Annotated in this window: 17 protein-coding genes; 5 read left to right on the top strand and 12 right to left on the bottom strand. The window is 73.1% G+C overall.

What is annotated here, in order from left to right; all coding sequences use genetic code 11:
• Window positions 1-83 precede the first annotated feature (83 nt).
• Window positions 84-290 carry a hypothetical protein gene (locus tag ACF08F_RS37035; protein ID WP_392302954.1) on the bottom strand — a complete coding sequence of 69 codons (207 nt, stop codon included), beginning with the start codon at window positions 288-290 and terminating at the stop codon, window positions 84-86.
• Window positions 291-506: 216 nt separating this feature from the next.
• On the opposite strand from ACF08F_RS37035, the gene ACF08F_RS37030 reads away from it, so the two are divergent.
• Window positions 507-1,379 (top strand): IclR family transcriptional regulator, encoded by an 873-nt coding sequence (locus ACF08F_RS37030; RefSeq protein ID WP_392302953.1) that lies wholly within the window; start codon window positions 507-509, stop codon window positions 1,377-1,379.
• A gap of 75 nt (window positions 1,380-1,454) precedes the next feature.
• On the opposite strand, the gene ACF08F_RS37025 is transcribed toward ACF08F_RS37030, so the two are convergent.
• The 10 genes from ACF08F_RS37025 to ACF08F_RS36980 form a co-directional block, all read right to left on the bottom strand.
• Complete coding sequence (locus ACF08F_RS37025) at window positions 1,455-1,916, bottom strand: SRPBCC family protein (protein WP_392302952.1); 462 nt, start codon at window positions 1,914-1,916, stop codon at window positions 1,455-1,457.
• A gap of 76 nt (window positions 1,917-1,992) precedes the next feature.
• A complete protein-coding gene (locus tag ACF08F_RS37020; RefSeq protein ID WP_392302951.1) occupies window positions 1,993-2,769 on the bottom strand; it encodes an SDR family oxidoreductase in 777 nt (258 codons plus the stop codon).
• A 75-nt stretch (window positions 2,770-2,844) separates the two neighbouring features.
• Window positions 2,845-3,942: a 2Fe-2S iron-sulfur cluster-binding protein gene (locus tag ACF08F_RS37015; RefSeq protein ID WP_392302950.1), complete on the bottom strand. Its 1,098-nt coding sequence runs from the start codon at window positions 3,940-3,942 to the stop codon at window positions 2,845-2,847.
• Window positions 3,935-4,162: a hypothetical protein gene (locus tag ACF08F_RS37010; RefSeq protein ID WP_392302949.1), complete on the bottom strand. Its 228-nt coding sequence runs from the start codon at window positions 4,160-4,162 to the stop codon at window positions 3,935-3,937. Before ACF08F_RS37010 ends, ACF08F_RS37015 begins: the two co-directional genes overlap by 8 nt.
• A 1-nt stretch (window position 4,163) precedes the next feature.
• Window positions 4,164-5,315 (bottom strand): Rieske 2Fe-2S domain-containing protein, encoded by a 1,152-nt coding sequence (locus ACF08F_RS37005; RefSeq protein WP_392302948.1) that lies wholly within the window; start codon window positions 5,313-5,315, stop codon window positions 4,164-4,166.
• Window positions 5,316-5,350: 35 nt separating this feature from the next.
• Entirely contained in the window at window positions 5,351-6,373 is a 1,023-nt protein-coding gene (gene dmpG, locus ACF08F_RS37000) for a 4-hydroxy-2-oxovalerate aldolase (protein ID WP_392302947.1), read from the bottom strand.
• A gap of 390 nt (window positions 6,374-6,763) precedes the next feature.
• Window positions 6,764-7,702, bottom strand: coding sequence for an acetaldehyde dehydrogenase (acetylating) (locus ACF08F_RS36995; RefSeq protein ID WP_392302946.1), 939 nt, complete (start codon window positions 7,700-7,702; stop codon window positions 6,764-6,766).
• A 7-nt stretch (window positions 7,703-7,709) separates the two neighbouring features.
• The gene (locus tag ACF08F_RS36990) at window positions 7,710-8,492 is read right to left on the bottom strand and encodes a 2-keto-4-pentenoate hydratase (protein ID WP_392302945.1); all 783 of its coding nucleotides are present in this window, start codon (window positions 8,490-8,492) and stop codon (window positions 7,710-7,712) included.
• A 439-nt stretch (window positions 8,493-8,931) separates the two neighbouring features.
• The gene (locus tag ACF08F_RS36985) at window positions 8,932-9,843 is read right to left on the bottom strand and encodes an SDR family oxidoreductase (protein ID WP_392302944.1); all 912 of its coding nucleotides are present in this window, start codon (window positions 9,841-9,843) and stop codon (window positions 8,932-8,934) included.
• Window positions 9,844-9,898: 55 nt separating this feature from the next.
• Window positions 9,899-10,675 carry an SDR family oxidoreductase gene (locus tag ACF08F_RS36980; protein ID WP_392302943.1) on the bottom strand — a complete coding sequence of 259 codons (777 nt, stop codon included), beginning with the start codon at window positions 10,673-10,675 and terminating at the stop codon, window positions 9,899-9,901.
• 78 nt (window positions 10,676-10,753) lie between these two features.
• Here ACF08F_RS36980 and ACF08F_RS36975 point away from each other — a divergent pair, with 78 nt between their 5' ends.
• The 4 genes from ACF08F_RS36975 to ACF08F_RS36960 are packed head-to-tail and all read left to right on the top strand — an operon-like array spanning window position 10,754 to window position 14,254.
• Window positions 10,754-11,554: an enoyl-CoA hydratase family protein gene (locus ACF08F_RS36975; RefSeq protein WP_392302942.1), complete on the top strand. Its 801-nt coding sequence runs from the start codon at window positions 10,754-10,756 to the stop codon at window positions 11,552-11,554.
• 14 nt (window positions 11,555-11,568) lie between these two features.
• Window positions 11,569-12,417 carry a CoA transferase subunit A gene (locus ACF08F_RS36970; RefSeq protein ID WP_392302956.1) on the top strand — a complete coding sequence of 283 codons (849 nt, stop codon included), beginning with the start codon at window positions 11,569-11,571 and terminating at the stop codon, window positions 12,415-12,417.
• Window positions 12,414-13,193 (top strand): CoA-transferase subunit beta, encoded by a 780-nt coding sequence (locus ACF08F_RS36965; RefSeq protein WP_392302941.1) that lies wholly within the window; start codon window positions 12,414-12,416, stop codon window positions 13,191-13,193. Before ACF08F_RS36970 ends, ACF08F_RS36965 begins: the two co-directional genes overlap by 4 nt.
• Window positions 13,190-14,254, top strand: coding sequence for an NAD(P)H-dependent flavin oxidoreductase (locus ACF08F_RS36960; RefSeq protein ID WP_392302940.1), 1,065 nt, complete (start codon window positions 13,190-13,192; stop codon window positions 14,252-14,254). The genes ACF08F_RS36965 and ACF08F_RS36960 overlap by 4 nt, the downstream gene beginning before the upstream one ends.
• Window positions 14,255-14,333: 79 nt before the next feature.
• Here the strand turns inward: ACF08F_RS36960 and ACF08F_RS36955 are convergent, their stop codons facing one another.
• On the bottom strand, window positions 14,334-15,491 hold the full coding sequence (locus ACF08F_RS36955; protein ID WP_392302939.1) for an acetyl-CoA C-acetyltransferase: 1,158 nt from the start codon (window positions 15,489-15,491) through the stop codon (window positions 14,334-14,336).
• Between the last annotated feature and the right edge of the window lie 21 nt (window positions 15,492-15,512).

The following is a 15,512-nucleotide window of genomic DNA, read 5'->3' as shown; positions in this document are numbered from 1 at the left end:
GCCGCCGGCATCTGGCACAACTGGACCACCGGCGCCGCAGTCAAACGCTCACTGATCGCCTATGACCACTGAAGACATCGGACTCATTCATCTAGCGCGGCGTAGAAGACGTCGGGGCGGGCGGCGAGTCCGCCGTACGCCCTGGGCCGGAGGAGCCGGAAGAAGCCGGCCCGCTCCAGCTCCTCGACGGTGGATCCGGGCACGCGGCGCCGCGCTTCGGTGTCGGCCGCGCGCTCGCGCAGGGCGGGGGCGAGGGCGCGGACGGCCGCGAGCACGTGGTCGTCGCGCATGTGTCTCCCCCTCGGGTCCCGGGCCCGCCCGCCGGGCCCGTCGTGCTGTGGTGTGCCGCGTTCGGCTGCGGTGTGCTGACGCCAGGGAAACTACGCGTTACTGTTCCGAAACGAAACACCCTCTTCACAGTCGCCGGAACCCTCTGGCAATCTCCACGCAATACCGGAGATTACGGACGCGGTCAGGCCTGTCCGCCGTCCGTGTGGGAGGTGCCGATGACGACGTCAGCTGTCGAGGCCGGATGTCCGCCCCTGTCCCTGCTGGAGAAGGCTGCGAAGGTGCTGAGCGCCTTCCAGAGCACGGGGCCCCGACTCACCCTGACCGAGGTCGTGCAGCGCTCCGGCATCAGCCGGTCCTCCGCGCACCGCATCCTCGACCAGCTGGTGCAGCTGCGCTGGCTGGAGCGCGAGGGACGGGACTACCGGCTCGGCATGGGGATGCTGGAGCTCGGGGCGATGGCCTCGCACCACAACCGGCTGCGCCGGGCCGCGCTGCCCCATCTGCACGCCCTGCACGAGGCCACGGGCCACCTGGTCCACCTCACCGTGCTCGACGGCACCGAGGTGGTCTACCTGGAGCGGATCGGCGGCTCGGACGACTCCGGCGTGCCCTCGCGGACGGGCGGGCGCCAGCCGGCGTACTGCACGGCCTCGGGCAAGGCGATCCTGGCCTTCAGCGACCCCTCGGTGACGGAGCAGGTGATCCGGCACGGCCTGCGGCCGCGGACGCCGCGCACGATCACCCGGCCCGAGTCCTTCCGGGGCGAGCTGGCGATGGCGCGGGAGCGCGGGGTGGCCTTCGACCACGAGGAGGGGTTCCGGGGCGTCTTCTGCGTGGCCGCACCGCTGCGCGGCGCGGGCCGGGCCGTCGCCGCGATCTCGGTGTCCGGCAACGGCGTCCACCGCGAGCTGGAGCGGATCGCGCCCGCCGTGCGCGGCTGCGCGCGGTCCGTCTGGCAGGCCATGTTCGGCCCGGGCCGGCTCTCCGAGAAGCAGGCGCCGCCGGCGGGGGCGGTGGCTGCTCCCGGGTTCTCCCAGCCTTCGATGGACAACATGATGGCGTGGCTGCGCTTCAGCGAGTGGATGTAGCTCCTGGCGACGCCTGGACACGACGACGCCGTTCTCGGTGGGCACCGCGGGGTGTCCACCGGGAACGGCGTCGTTTCAGCGGGCCGTGCGGCCCGGTTCGCCGGGGAAGCGGGCGCGGAGGGCGTCGAGTCCGGAGGCGTACGTGCCGTCCCCGAAGACCGCCTCCACCCTCGGCACCAGCTCGTCCGGTGCCCGGTATGCGGCCGTCCACCGGACCTCGGCGCCGTCGGGGTGCGGGTGCACGGCGAGCGTCGCCTCGTATCCGGTGACGGGCAGCACCACCGGGTCGAGGAGGGCGTAGCGGTACGAGCGGGTGCCGGGGTCGTGCGCAAGGAGGCGCTCGCGGGCGACGACCCTGCCGTCGAGGGCGAAGACCCGTACGGTCCCCGGGGTCTCCGGGTCGGCGTCGTGCTCCAGGGTGGCGGGCGGTACGTGCGGGTGCCAGGCGGCGAGCCCGCCGAAGTCGCCGATGACCGACCACACGTCGTCGGGGGCGGCGGCGAACACGGCGGAGCGCTCGATGGTTCGGGGGTGCACGGGCGGGGCCTCCGGTCTCTCGGTTCCGGTCGTCACCGGGCGGGCCCGACGGCGGGCGCGCCCGGGTGGTTCCGGGTCACCAGGTGCGGTCGCCGCGCAGGACGGCGTCCGCGCCTCCGTCGGCGAAGACGACCTGTCCGGTGACGAGGGTGTTCTCGGGCGAGACGAGCCAGGCGATCAGCGGGGCGAGCTCCTCGGGGCGGGCGTGGCCGTGCAGGGGCATCGGCACGCTCCGCTCGACGAGTCCGCGCATCTCCGGGTCGTCCAGAAGGGGCCGGGTGAGCGGTGTGACGACCACGCCGGGGGCCACGGCGTTGAGCGGGACGCCCGCCCCGGCCCAGTCGTCGGTGATCGCGGAGCGGCGTACCCAGCGGGAGATCGCCGCCTTGGAGGAGGAGTAGACGAGGTGTCCCTCGCCCCGGTCGACGGCCTCCTGGGAGGCGGCCACCGCCGCGGGCTCGTCCCCGGCGAGCGCGGCCTCGACGATCGCGGGGTCGGTCGGGTGCACGGAGTCGACGGATCCGACGACCACGGCCCGTGGGTCGGTGCCGGCCGCGAGGAGGGGGCGCAGCCCGTCCAGCGTGGCGACGGCGCCGAAGTGGTTGAGCCGGACCGTGAGCGGGTCGAAGTGGGCCACGCCCGCGCAGGAGACGACGACGTCGAGGCGGCCTCCGGTGAGTTCGCGGGCGCGGCCGACGAGTTCGGCCCGGCCCTCGGGTGTGGCCAGGTCCGCCGTGATGTCGGCGTCCGCGAGGTCGGCGCCGATGACGGTACGACCCTGGGCCCGGAGGAGGGCCGCGGTGGCCTTGCCGATGCCGGAGGCCGCTCCGGTGACCAGGCAGGTACGGGGCATGCGGGGTTCCTTCTCGGGAGATCGGGAGATCGGGAGATCAGGAGACTGGGAGGTCGGGAGAGTCGGGAGAGGTCGTCAGGAGTAGGTGATCGCGACCCGGTCGGTGAGGGGCAGGGCCTGGCAGGCCAGGACGTATCCCTCGGCCAGGTCCTCGTCGTCGAGGACCTCGTTGCGGAGCATCTTCACGTCGCCCGCCACGACCCGGCAGGTGCAGGCGCTGCACGCGCCCTCCCGGCACGAGTACGGGGCGTCCACCCCGGCCGTCAGGAGCGCGTCGAGCAGCGGGGTGGCCCGTGGCCAGGCGAGGGTGTGGGTCTCCCCGTCGAGCTCCACCTCCGCCGTGCCGACGCCGTCGGCCGGTGTACCGCCGGCCTCAAGGGCATTCTGGGTGCCCTCCTCGGTGGCGTTCTCGGTGGCGGGCGCCTGGGCCGGGACGTCGAAGACGTCCCCGCTCAGGGAGAAGAACCGCTCCCGGTGGATGCGGTGGCCCGGCGCGCCGACCGCGCGGAGTGCCTGTTCGACGGCGTCCATGAGGGGTTCCGGGCCGCAGACGAAGGCCTCGCGGTCGGCGTACGGAGCGAGCGCGGCGGCGAGCCGGTCGGCGCGGGGCAGGCCCTGGAGCGACTCCAGCCAGTGGACGACGAGGAGCCGGTCCGGGTGCTTCGCCGCGAGCTCGCGCAGTTCGTCGCGGAAGATGACCGAGGACTCGTCGCGGTTGGCGTACAGGAGCACGACCCGGCCCCCTCCCCCGGCGAGGGCGGACTTGGCGATCGACAGGACCGGGGTGATGCCGCTCCCGCCGGCGGCGAGGAGCAGGTCGCGGTCGAGGGAGCCGGGCGTGAAGGTGCCCGCCGGGGGCAGCGCCTCCACCTCGTCGCCCGCGGCCAGGCGGTCGCACACCCAGTTGGAGCCGTGCCCGCCGGCCACCCGCTTGACCGTGATCTTCAGAGGTTCGCCGGTGTGGGGCGAGCTGGCGAGGGAGTAGCAGCGGGCGGCCGGCTTCCCGTCCGCGCCGGGCAGTTTGAGGGTGAGGAACTGCCCGGGGCGGTACGTGAAGCGGTCCGCGCTCTCCGGTGAGGGCCGGAGCACCAGGGAGTGCGCGTCGGCCGTCTCGGTGATCACCTGGACGACGCGCAGCCGGTGGGTGCGCGTGCCGGTCGGCCGTTCAGACATCGGCGACCTCCAGGGTGCCCTCGTCCACCGCGCGCTCGATGCTCGCCCGCAGGGCCCGGCAGGTCCGGATCCGGGCGGTGCCCGTCCCCTCGCCGACGCGGTCGCGGAACTCCGCGCAGACGACGGCCGCGTCGGCGGTCCACTGCACGGAGGTGTGGGCCCTGCTGAACTTCTCGCACAGGACCTGGTTGCCGCAGGTCGCACACTCCACCGGTCGCATGTCAGGCTCCGGTCCCCGGCGCCGCCGCGCGGCGGGCGAGGTTCTCCTCGACCTCCGCGTGCCAGGCCTTGTTGGCGCGCCGGGTGTCGATCTCGAACTCGAAGCGGCGGGTCATCTCGTCCTTGACGTCGGCGACGTCGACGTAGAACTGCTGGTACCAGCGGCGCAGTTGGTAGACGGGTCCGTCCTCCTCGGTGAGCAGGGGGTTGTCGATCCGGGTCTTGCTCCGCCAGATCTCGATGTCCTGCTCGAAGCCGGTCTCCAGTCCTCCTGTCAGGCTCCGGGCGGCCTCGGCGGCAGCCTCGTCGGTCATGCCGGGCAGCTTCTTGACGATCGCCCCGTACTGGAGCATGAAGCTGTCGGCGCTGATCGGGTAGTGACTGTTGATCAGCACCATCTCCATCTCGACGCCGGGGGCCACCTCTGTCCACACGTAGTCGATCATGTAGGACGGGCCGTAGTACGAGGCGTCGGAGCGCAGCGGAGAGCTGAGGTCGCCCAGGTCCATGTCACCGCGCGGGGTGCTTTCCATGTACTGGGTGGCGACGTGCCCGTCGAAGACGTTCTTGAAGTACGTGGGGAACGCGTAGTGGACGTAGAAGAAGTGCGCCATGTCCACGACGTTGTCCACGATCTCGCGGCAGTTCGAGCCGTCCACCCGCGCGGTCTTCCAGGTCCAGTCGCTCCACTCGGCCGCGTCCGGGCCGTGGACGCCGTCGATCTCGGGAACGGTGACCTCGGCCGGCGGCGGGTTTCCCTCGGGGTCGTGCCAGACGAAGAGCTGCCGGTTGCGCTCCAGGGTGGTCCAGGCGCGGGTGCGGGCGCGGGGCGGGACGCGGCGGGCGTACGGGATGCCGGCGCAGCGGCCGTCGCCGGACCAGCGCCAGTCGTGGAACGGACAGGCGACGGCGTCGCCCTTGACCGTGCCGTGGGCGAGGTTGCCGCCCATGTGCGGGCAGTAGGCGTTCAGCACGTGCAGCTGCCCGTCGTCCTCGCCCTGGAACACCACGAGCTTGGTGCCGAAGGCCTCGATCTCGTGCGGCTTTCCGTCCTTGAAGCCGTCGGCGAGGCCGAGGCAGTGCCAGCCCCGGGCGAAGCGGGCGGGCACGTTGCCCGCCTCGATGACACGGACCTCGTCGTTGAGCGCAGTCATCTCGTCCCTCGTTCCTTCTGTCGGTTCGGATCGGTTCAGTTCTGTGCGGCGAGTTCGACGGCGATGTCGATGAGCTGGTCCTCCTGGCCGCCCACGAGGCGGCGTTCGCCCGCGCGCAGGAGGATCTCGGCTCCGGAGACGCCGTAGCGCTCCGCCTGCCGGTAGGCGTGCTTGAGGAAGCTGGAGTAGACGCCGGCGTGGCCCATGAGCAGGGCGAGCCGGTCGAGCCGGCACTCCTCGTCCATGACCGGGCGGACGACGTCCTCCGCCACGTCGATGATCTTCAGGACGTCGATGCCGGTGCGGATGCCCATCTTGGCGCAGACGGCGACGAGCGCCTCGACCGCGGTGTTGCCGGCGCCCGCGCCGAGCCGGCGGGTGGAGCCGTCGATCTGCAGCGCGCCGGCCCGGATCGCGGCGATGGAGTTCCCGGTGCCGAGCGCCAGGTTCTCGTGTCCGTGGAAGCCGACCTGGGCGTCGTCGCCGAGCTCGGCGACGAGGGCCTGGACCCGGTCGGTGACGTCGTCCATGACCATGGCGCCGGCCGAGTCGACGACGTACACGCACTGGCAGCCCGCGTCGGCCATGATCCGGGCCTGCCGCGCGAGGTTCTCGGGCGTCGTCGAGTGGGCCATCATCAGGAAGCCGACGGTCTCCAGGCCGCGTTCGCGGGCGAGTCCGAAGTGCTGGACCGCGATGTCGGCCTCGGTGCAGTGGGTGGCGATGCGGCAGATGCCCGCGCCGTTGTCGTGGGCGGCCCGGATGTCGTCCTTGACGCCCAGTCCGGGGAGCATGAGGAAGGCGATCCTGGCCCGGCGCGCGGTGTTCACCGCGATGGTGATGAGCTCCTGTTCGGGGGTCCTGGAGAAGCCGTAGTTGAAGGAGGACCCGCCGAGTCCGTCGCCGTGCGTCACCTCGATCACCGGGACTCCGGCCTCGTCGAGGGCCGCGACGACGGACCGGACGTCCTCGCCCGTGAACTGGTGCCGCTTGGCGTGCGAGCCGTCGCGGAGGGAGGAGTCGGTGATCCTGATGTCGAGGCTGTCCGAGTAGGGCATGGGGGCGGGCTCCTTATGCGAGGGGGCGTCTTGTCGATCGGGCCGGATCAGGGAGCGGCGTCTGGTGCCGTGGATCGCAGGGCGGAGGAGGGAGTCGACGTGGTGGGGGCGCCCCCGTGCCCGAAGGGCTGCGGGGGACGTTGACGAGTGACGACAACGCGGCGAGCGTGCGTGCCAGCAGCCGCGAGCCCGGCATGATCGGCAAGACGCCCCCTAGGGCGTGTTGCGAAAGTAGCGCCGGCCGCCCGAAGGGCGGGCCCGACGGCGTCTGGTGCGTGCGATCGCAAGGCGGAGGGTCGCCCCGATACTGGATGTATCGGGGTGATCCCGACAACGCGGCGAGCGTGCGTGCCAGGCGCCGTCGGGCAGGCGGGACTTTCGCAACACGCCCTAGGACGCGAGGAGCGCCTTGGCGAACTCCTCGCCGACCCGGGTGGCGGCGGCGGTCATGATGTCGAGGTTTCCGGCGTACGGCGGCAGGTAGTCGCCCGCGCCCTCGACCTCCAGGAAGATCGCGACGCGCGCCGCTCCGCCGTTCTCGGGGCTCGGGTCGTCGAACTGCGGCTCGGCGCGCAGCCGGTAGCCGGGGACGTAGGAGGCGACCTGTTCGGCGATCTCCTTGACCGAGGCGGCGACGGCGGCCCGGTCGGCGTCCTCGGGGATCGCGCAGAAGACGGTGTCCCGCATGATGACGGGCGGATCGGCGGGGTTGAGGATGATGATGGCCTTGCCGCGTTCGGCGCCGCCGATCGTCTCGATGCCGCGTGCGGTGGTACGGGTGAACTCGTCGATGTTCGCGCGGGTTCCGGGCCCGGCCGAGACGGAGGCCACGGAGGCGACGATCTCCGCGTACGCGACGGGGACGACGCGGGAGACGGCGTACACCATGGGGATGGTGGCCTGGCCGCCGCAGGTGATCATGTTCACGTTGGGCTTGTCGAGGTGCTCGCGCAGGTTGGCGGGCGGGACGACGGCGGGGCCGAGGGCCGCCGGGGTCAGGTCGACGGCCCTGATGCCGAGCTCGGCGTAGCGGGGGGCGTTGGTCCGGTGGACATAGGCGCTGGTGGCCTCGAAGACGATGTCGGGCTTCTCGTCCTGGGCCAGGAGCCAGTCGACGCCGGCGTGGCTGGCCTCCAGGCCGAGGCGGCGGGCGCGGGCGAGGCCCTCGCTGTCGGGGTCGACGCCGATCATCCAGCGGGGTTCGACGTGCTCGGAGCGGAGGAGCTTGTGGAGCAGGTCGGTGCCGATGTTGCCGGATCCGACGATCGCGGCGGTCGCCTTGCGCGTGGCGGTCGCCCGGGTCGAGGCCGCGGGGGTCGTGGTGGTCATGATCACCTCAGATGAAGGACAGGGAGACCGGGCCGAGCCCGGTGAACTCGGCGGTGAAGGTCGCGCCGGGCGTCACGTCGACGGCCCTGGTGCACGAGCCGGGCAGCACCACGTGCCCCTTCTTCAGGGAGACCCCGAAGCGGGCCACCGTGCGGGCGAGCCAGGCGACGGACAGCGCCGGGTCGCCGAGCACGGCGTCGCCGCGCCCCTCGGCGAGGAGTTCGCCGCCGGTGCTGAGCCGCGCCTCGATCGCCTTCAGGTCGAGCTCGCGGGGGTCGCGGCCCTCGCCGATGACGTATCCGGCGGAGGAGGCGTTGTCCGCGATGGTGTCGGCGATCGTGATCCGCCAGTCACGGATCCTGCTGTCGATCAACTCCAGAGCGGGAACGACGCGTTCGGTGGCGGCGAGCACGTCGGCGGCGGTGCAGGTCTCGCCCGGGAGGTCGTCGCCGAGGACGAAGCCGATCTCGACCTCGACGCGCGGCGCGCAGTAGCGGGAGACGGGGACGGGGGTGTCGGACCGCAGCTCCATGTCGTGGAGCAGATGGCCGTAGTCGGGTTCGTCGACGCCCATCATCCGCTGCATGACGGGGGACGACAGGCCGACCTTGTGGCCGCGGACCCCCGCCCCCGCCGCGAGGCGGTGCCGGATGTTGAGGAGCTGGATCTCGTACGCGTCCTCGGTGTCGATGCCGGGGAAGGCCGAGGTCAGCGGGGCGATCGGCGTGACGCCGTGTTCGGCGGAGCGCAGCAGCTCGGCCGCCTCGTGTCTCTGGCGGTCCGTGAGCATGGCGGGTCCCTCCTGCGGGCGGTTGGGGCTGTCCGGCGAGGCTAGGCCGGTGGCGTCGACCGCGGGGAGCGCCGTTTCCCGGTGAGCGGGAAAGGGTCCCGGAGGGGGCGGGTGCGCGGCGGAATGGGCGCGCGCGTGCGTACGCCGGGCGGGTGTGGGGCGGGTGCGCCTCAGGGCGGGGCCGCCGCGCGCGTGCGTACGCCAGGGCGGGTGTGGGGCGGGTGCGCCTCGGGGCGGGTGTGGGGCAGGCGTGCGCGTGCGTGGGCGGGCGCGTGCGTACGTCGGGGCGGGCGCACGCACCTCAGGGCCGGGAGGGTGCGCCTCGGGGTGACGCCCTTCGGGGCGGGTCGGGCCCGTGCGTACGTCGGGGGACGTGCGTCGGGGCGGGCTCCCGGCGTTCGGCCGGGGGCCCGCCCCGAAGGGGTGGCGGGTCGGACGGTCAGCGCGCCCCGTACACGGGCTGCGGGGGTTCCGACTCCGCGAGGAGCTTCAGGGCGGTGTCGCCCGCCTCCGCCGGCGTCCAGCGGGCGCCCTTGTCGGCGGTCGGGCCCGGCCGCCAGCCCTCCATGACGGTGATCCGCCCCGCCTCGGCCTCGAAGACCCGTCCCGTCACCCCGGCCGACGCGGCGGAGCCCAGCCAGACGACGAGCGGGGAGACGTTCTCCGGGGCCATCGCGTCGAAGGCGTCGCCCTCGGGGGCGGCCATCGTCTCGGCGAAGGTCCGCTCGGTCATCCGGGTGCGGGCGGCGGGGGCGATGGCGTTGACCTGGACGCCGTAGCGCCCGGTCTCGGCGGCGGCGACGAGGGTGAGGCCGATGATACCGGCCTTGGCGGCGGCGTAGTTGCCCTGGCCGACGCTGCCGAGGAGACCGGCCCCCGAGCTGGTGTTGACGATCCGCGCCTCGGGCGTCCGGCCGGCCTTGACCTCGGCGCGCCAGTGCGCGGCGGCGTGCTTGAGCGGCAGGAAGTGGCCCTTGAGGTGGACGCGCATGACGGCGTCCCACTCGTCCTCGTCGAGGTTGACGAGCATGCGGTCGCGCAGGAACCCGGCGTTGTTGACGAGGGTGTCGAGGCGGCCGAAGGCGTCCAGGGCGGTGGTGACCAGTGAGGCCGCGCCGTCGGCGGTGGCGATGTCGCCGCCGTGGGCGACGGCCTCGCCGCCCGCCGCCGTGATCTCGTCGACGACCCGCTGGGCGGGTCCGGCGCCCCCGCCCGTACCGTCGGCGTCGACCCCGAGGTCGTTGACGACGACCCTGGCCCCCTCGGCGGCGAAGGCGAGCGCGTGCGCGCGGCCGAGGCCGCGGCCCGCTCCGGTGACGATGACGACCCGTCCGTCGCACAGTCCTGTCATGGTGTGTCCTCTCACTCGGCGTTCGGTGGTCGTGCTCCGCGCGGGGGCGGGGCCGTCAGTGGTTGACGGTGGCGGCGTCGAGGAAGCCGGGACGCTCCCCGCCGCCGTGGACGTGCAGGCTGGCGCCGCTGATGTACGCGGCGCTGTCGGAGGCGAGGAAGACGCAGGCGTCGCCGATGTCGGCGGGCTCGGCGAGCCTGCCGAGGGGTACGGTGCGGCCGACGGCGGCGACGCCGTCCTCGTCCCCGTAGTGCAGGTGGGACAGTTCGGTGCGCACCATGCCGAGGACGACCGTGTTGACCCGGACCCTGGGGGCCCATTCGACCGCCATGGAGCGGGCGAGGTTGTCCAGGCCCGCCTTGGCGGCTCCGTAGGCCGCGCTGCCCGGTGACGGGCGGGTGCCGCTGACGCTGCCGATCATGATGATCGTCCCTCCCCCGGTCTGCCGGCGCATCACCTCGTACGCGGCGAGGGAGGCGGTCAGCGGGGCGACGAGGTTCAGTTCGACGACCCGGGCCTGTCGTGCGGCGCCGCCCTCGTCGAGCATCCGGAAGGGCGTCCCCCCGGCGTTGTTGACGAGGGTGTCGAGCCGTCCGTGGTCGGCGCGCACCCGGTCGAAGAACCCGGCGACCGCTTCGGGGTCGCGGAGGTCGACGGGGAGGAAGCGGGCGGTGCGTCCCGCCGCCTCGACGGGCGCGTCGGGGGGCCGTCGCGCGCAGGTCACGACCTCCGCGCCGGCTGCCAGCAGGGCGCGGGTGATTCCCGCTCCGACACCCCGTGTGCCGCCGGTGACGACGGCGACGGATCCCGTCAGATCGATGATCGCTGCCAATGGGCACCTCCCGCAGCGCGCGAACCGCTGCTATCTTCCACCTAACAAACGTTAGGTGGAAAGGTAGCTGATCTGCTCATGGGTGTCTCCACCTCCGCCCCGGAAGAGGGCATCGCCGTCGTCACCGTGGACTTCCCCCCGGTCAACGCCCTTCCCGTGAAGGGCTGGTACGACCTGGCCGGCGCGGTCCGCGCGGCCGGGGCCGATCCCAAGGTGCGCTGCGTGGTGCTGGCCGCCGGGGGCCGCGGGTTCAACGCGGGCGTCGACATCAAGGAAATCCAGCGCACGACCGGGCACGACGCCCTGCTCGGCGCCAACCGCGGCTGTTACGAGGCGTTCGCCGCGGTCTACGACTGCGAGGTGCCGGTGGTCGCCGCCGTGCACGGCTTCTGCCTGGGCGGCGGGATCGGCCTCGTCGGCAACGCCGACGTCGTCGTCGCCTCCGACGACGCCACCTTCGGCCTGCCCGAGCTGGACCGGGGCGCGCTGGGCGCGGCCACCCACCTCTCGCGGCTGGTCCCCCAGCACCTGATGCGGGCCCTGTACTACACCTCGCGCACGGTCACGGCGCAGGAGCTGCACGGGCACGGGTCGGTGTGGCGGGTCGTCCCGCGCGAGGGCCTGCGCGAGGCGGCCCTCGAACTGGCCCGGGAGATCGCGGCGAAGGACGGGCAGCTGATCCGGCTCGCCAAGGCGGCGATCAACGGCATCGACCCGGTGGACGTCCACCGCAGCTACCGCTTCGAGCAGGGCTTCACCTTCGAGGCCAACCTCAGCGGTGTCGCCGACCGGGTGCGCGACACCTTCGGCACGACGACGGCGGGCTCGGGGAACGAGACGGGCAGGCAGAGCAGGACGGACGAGGAGGAGCAGTCGTGAGCAGGGACAAGACGATGACCGCCGAGGAGGTCGTCGGCCGTCTGGAGAGCGGGATGACGATCGGCATCGGCGGCTGGGGCTCCCGGCGCAAGCCGATGGCGCTGGTCCGGGCGCTGCTGCGGTCGGACCTCACGGATCTGACCGTCGTCTCGTACGGCGGACCGGACGTGGGTCTGCTCGCCGCGGCCGGGAAGGTCCGCAAGCTCGTCGCGGCCTTCGTCACCCTCGACTCCGTGCCCCTGGAGCCGCACTTCGGTGCGGCCCGGCAGAGCGGCGCCGTCGAGCTGGTGGAGCTGGACGAGGCCATGGTGATGTGGGGGCTGACGGCCGCCGCGCAGCGGCTGCCGTTCATGCCGGTCCGGGCGGGCCTCGGCTCGGACGTGATGAGCGTCAACCCCGAGCTGCGGACGGTCACTTCCCCGTACGAGGACCGCGAGCAGTTCGTGGCGGTCCCGGCCCTGCGCCTGGACGCCGCGCTGGTGCACCTGAACCGCGCCGACATCCACGGCAACGGCCAGTACCTGGGGCCCGACCCGTACTTCGACGACCTCTTCTGCGAGGCCGCGGACGCCGCGTACCTCTCGTGCGAGCGGATCGTGGAGACGAGCGAGCTGCTCAAGGACTCCGGTCCGCAGTCGCTGCTCGTCAAGCGCGCGTTCGTCGACGGGGTCGTCGAGACCCCCAACGGCGCGCACTTCACGTCCTGCTCCCCCGACTACGGCCGCGACGAGTCGTTCCAACGCGCCTACGTCACCGCCGCGCGCGATCCGGAGGCCTGGCGGGCCTTCGGCGAGCGGTTCCTGTCCGGCGACGAGGACGCGTACCAGGCCGCGGTGGCGGCCTTCCACGAGGAGGAAGCATGAGCGGCGGCGGTACGACGGAGGCGACGGCGGTCACGCGGGCCGAGTACTGCGTGGTGGCGTGCGCCGAGGCCTGGCGGGACGCGGGCGAGATCCTGGCCAGCCCGATGGGCACCGTCCCGATGATCGGCGCCCGCCTCGCCCGGCTCACCTTCTCCCCCGACCTGCTCCTGACCGACGGCGAGGCGCTGCTCATCGGCGACGTGCCCGCGGTCGGCGCCCCGCCCCGGGTGGTGGAGGGCTGGCTGCCGTACCGCCAGCACCTGGCCCTCGTCGCCACCGGCCGACGGCACGTGATGATGGGCGCGAGTCAGATCGACCGGTACGGCAACCAGAACATCAGCTGCATCGGCGACTGGGAGCGGCCGAAGCGGCAGCTCCTCGGCGTCCGCGGCGCACCCGTCAACACCCTCAACAACCCGGTGAGTTACTGGGTCCCCAAGCACTCCGCCCGGGTCTTCGTCGAGCGGGTCGACATGGTCTCCGGGGTCGGCTACGACCGCGCCGCCGAGGCCGGCCCCTCCGCGACCCGCTACCACCGCGTCCCCGAGGTCGTCAGCGACCTGGGGGTCTTCGACTTCGACACCCCGGACCGGCGCATGCGGCTGCGCTCGCTGCACCCCGGCGTCACCGTCGAACAGGTCGTGGCGGCCACCGGCTTCGCGCTCGTCGTCCCCGAGGACGTGCCGTTCACACGGGAGCCCACGGCCGAGGAACTGCGGCTGATCCGCGAGGAGATCGACCCGAAGGGGCTGCGGAACCGCGAGGTCCCCGCATGAGCGACGTCACGATCCCCACCGCCCTGACCGAACTGGTCGGGGTGCGCCACCCCCTCGTGCAGACCGGCATGGGGTGGGTGGCGGGTCCGCGCCTCGTCTCGGCCACCGCCGCGGCGGGCGCGCTCGGCATCCTCGCGTCGGCGACGATGACCGTCGAGCAGCTCCGCTCGGCGGTGCGCGAGGTCAAGTCCCGTACGGACGCGCCCTTCGGCGTGAACCTGCGCGCGGACGCCGGGGACGCGGCCGAGCGCGTGAAGATCATCGTCGACGAGGGGGTACGGGTCGCCTCGTTCGCCCTCGCGCCCTCGCGTGAGCTCATCGCGCGGCTCAAGGACGCCGGTGTCGTCGTGATCCCGTCCATCGGGGCGAAGCGGCACGCCGAGAAGGTCGCCGCGTGGGGCGCCGACGCGGTGCTCGTGCAGGGCGGCGAGGGCGGCGGCCACACCGGGAGCGTCGCCACCACCGTCCTGCTCCCGCAGATCGTGGACGCCGTGGACATCCCCGTCGTCGCGGCCGGCGGCTTCCGTGACGGGCGCGGCCTGGTCGCCGCCCTCGCACACGGCGCGGCCGGGGTGGCCATGGGCACCCGCTTCCTGCTCACCTCGGACTCGACCGTGCCGGACGCGGTGAAGGCCCGCTATCTGGCGGCCACGGTCCAGGACGTCACCGTCACCACCGCCGTCGACGGCCTGCCGCACCGCATGCTGCGCACCGAGCTCGTCGACGCGCTGGAGCGCTCGGGGCGGGCCGCCTCGCTGCTGCGTGCGGTCCGGCACGCGGCGGCCTTCCGCCGCGAGACGGACATGAGCTGGGCCCGGATGGTCCGGGACGGCCTGGCGATGAAGCACGGCAAGGACATGACGTGGAGCCAGATCCTGCTGGCGGCCAACACCCCGATGCTGCTGAAGGCGTCCATGGTGGAGGGCCGGACCGACCTCGGCGTGATGGCCTCCGGGCAGGTCGCGGGGCTCATCGACGATCTGCCGTCCTGTGCCGAGCTGGTCGACCGCGTGATGGCCGAGGCGCGGGCGACGCTGCGGGCGCTGCCCCGCGCGGTCTGAGCTGCGGGACCCGCACGCACGAGGAGGCCCACCGGGGGTGTGAGATCCCCGGCGGGCCTTCGCCGATTGCCGCTCCCTCTCAGAGGCGTTCGACGATGGTGACGTTGGCCTGGCCGCCACCCTCGCACATCGTCTGCAGGCCGTAGCGGCCGCCGGTGCGCTCCAGCTCGTGCAGCAGGGTGGTGGTCAGCTTGGTGCCGGTCGCCCCGAGCGGGTGGCCGAGGGCGATGGCTCCGCCGTTGACGTTGACCTTCTCCGGGTCGGCGCCGGTCTCCTTCAGCCAGGCGAGGACGACGGGGGCGAAGGCCTCGTTGATCTCCACGAGGTCGATGTCGTCGAGCGTCATCCCGGCCTTCTTCAGCGCGTACGCCGTCGCCGGGATCGGGGCGGACAGCATGCGGATCGGGTCCTCGCCCCGTACGGACAGGTGGTGGATGCGGGCGCGCGGCGTCAGGCCGTGCTCGCGCACGGCCCGCTCCGAGGCGATGAGCAGCGCCGAGGCGCCGTCCGAGACCTGTGAGGAGACCGCGGCGGTCAGCCGGCCGCCCTCGACCACCGGGCTGAGGCCCGCCATCTTCTCCAGGGTGGTGTCGCGGCGCGGGCCCTCGTCGGTGGTCACGTCGCCGTAGGCCACGATCTCGCGGTCGAAGCGGCCCTCGTCGATGGCGCGGGCGGCCCGCTGGTGCGAACGGAGGGCGAACTCCTCCATGTCCCGGCGGGAGATGTCCCACTTGGTGGCGATGAGCTCGGCCCCGTGGAACTGGTTGACGGGCTGGTCGCCGTAGCGGGCGCGCCAGCCCTCGGAGCCGGCGTACGGGCCCTCGGTGAGTCCGAGCGGCGCGGCGGCCTGACGGCTGGCGAAGGCGATGGGGACCATCGACATGTTCTGCACACCGCCCGCGACGACCAGGTCCTGGGTGCCGGACAGGACGCCCTGGGCGGCGAAGTGCAGGGCCTGCTGGGAGGATCCGCACTGCCGGTCGACGGTCACGCCGGGCACCTCCTCGGGCAGGCCGGCGGCCAGCCAGGCGGTGCGCGCGATGTCACCGGCCTGCGGGCCGACGGTGTCGAGGCAGCCGAAGACGACGTCCTCGACGGCTGCGGGATCGGTGCCGGCGCGCTCCATCAGTGCCTTCAGCACATGGGCGCCCAGGTCGGCGGGGTGGACGGCGGCGAGCCCGCCGTTGCGCCTGCCGACGGGGGTGCGCACCGCTTCGATGATGTATGCCTCGGCCATGGCCGCTCCTCTTTCCTTGTC

Source organism: Streptomyces sp. NPDC015130 (assembly GCF_043080005.1).
In the GTDB taxonomy this organism is placed as follows: Bacteria; Actinomycetota; Actinomycetes; order Streptomycetales; family Streptomycetaceae; genus Streptomyces.
Note: the sequence above shows the minus strand (reverse complement) of the source record. Positions and strands in the feature narration are given on the sequence as shown.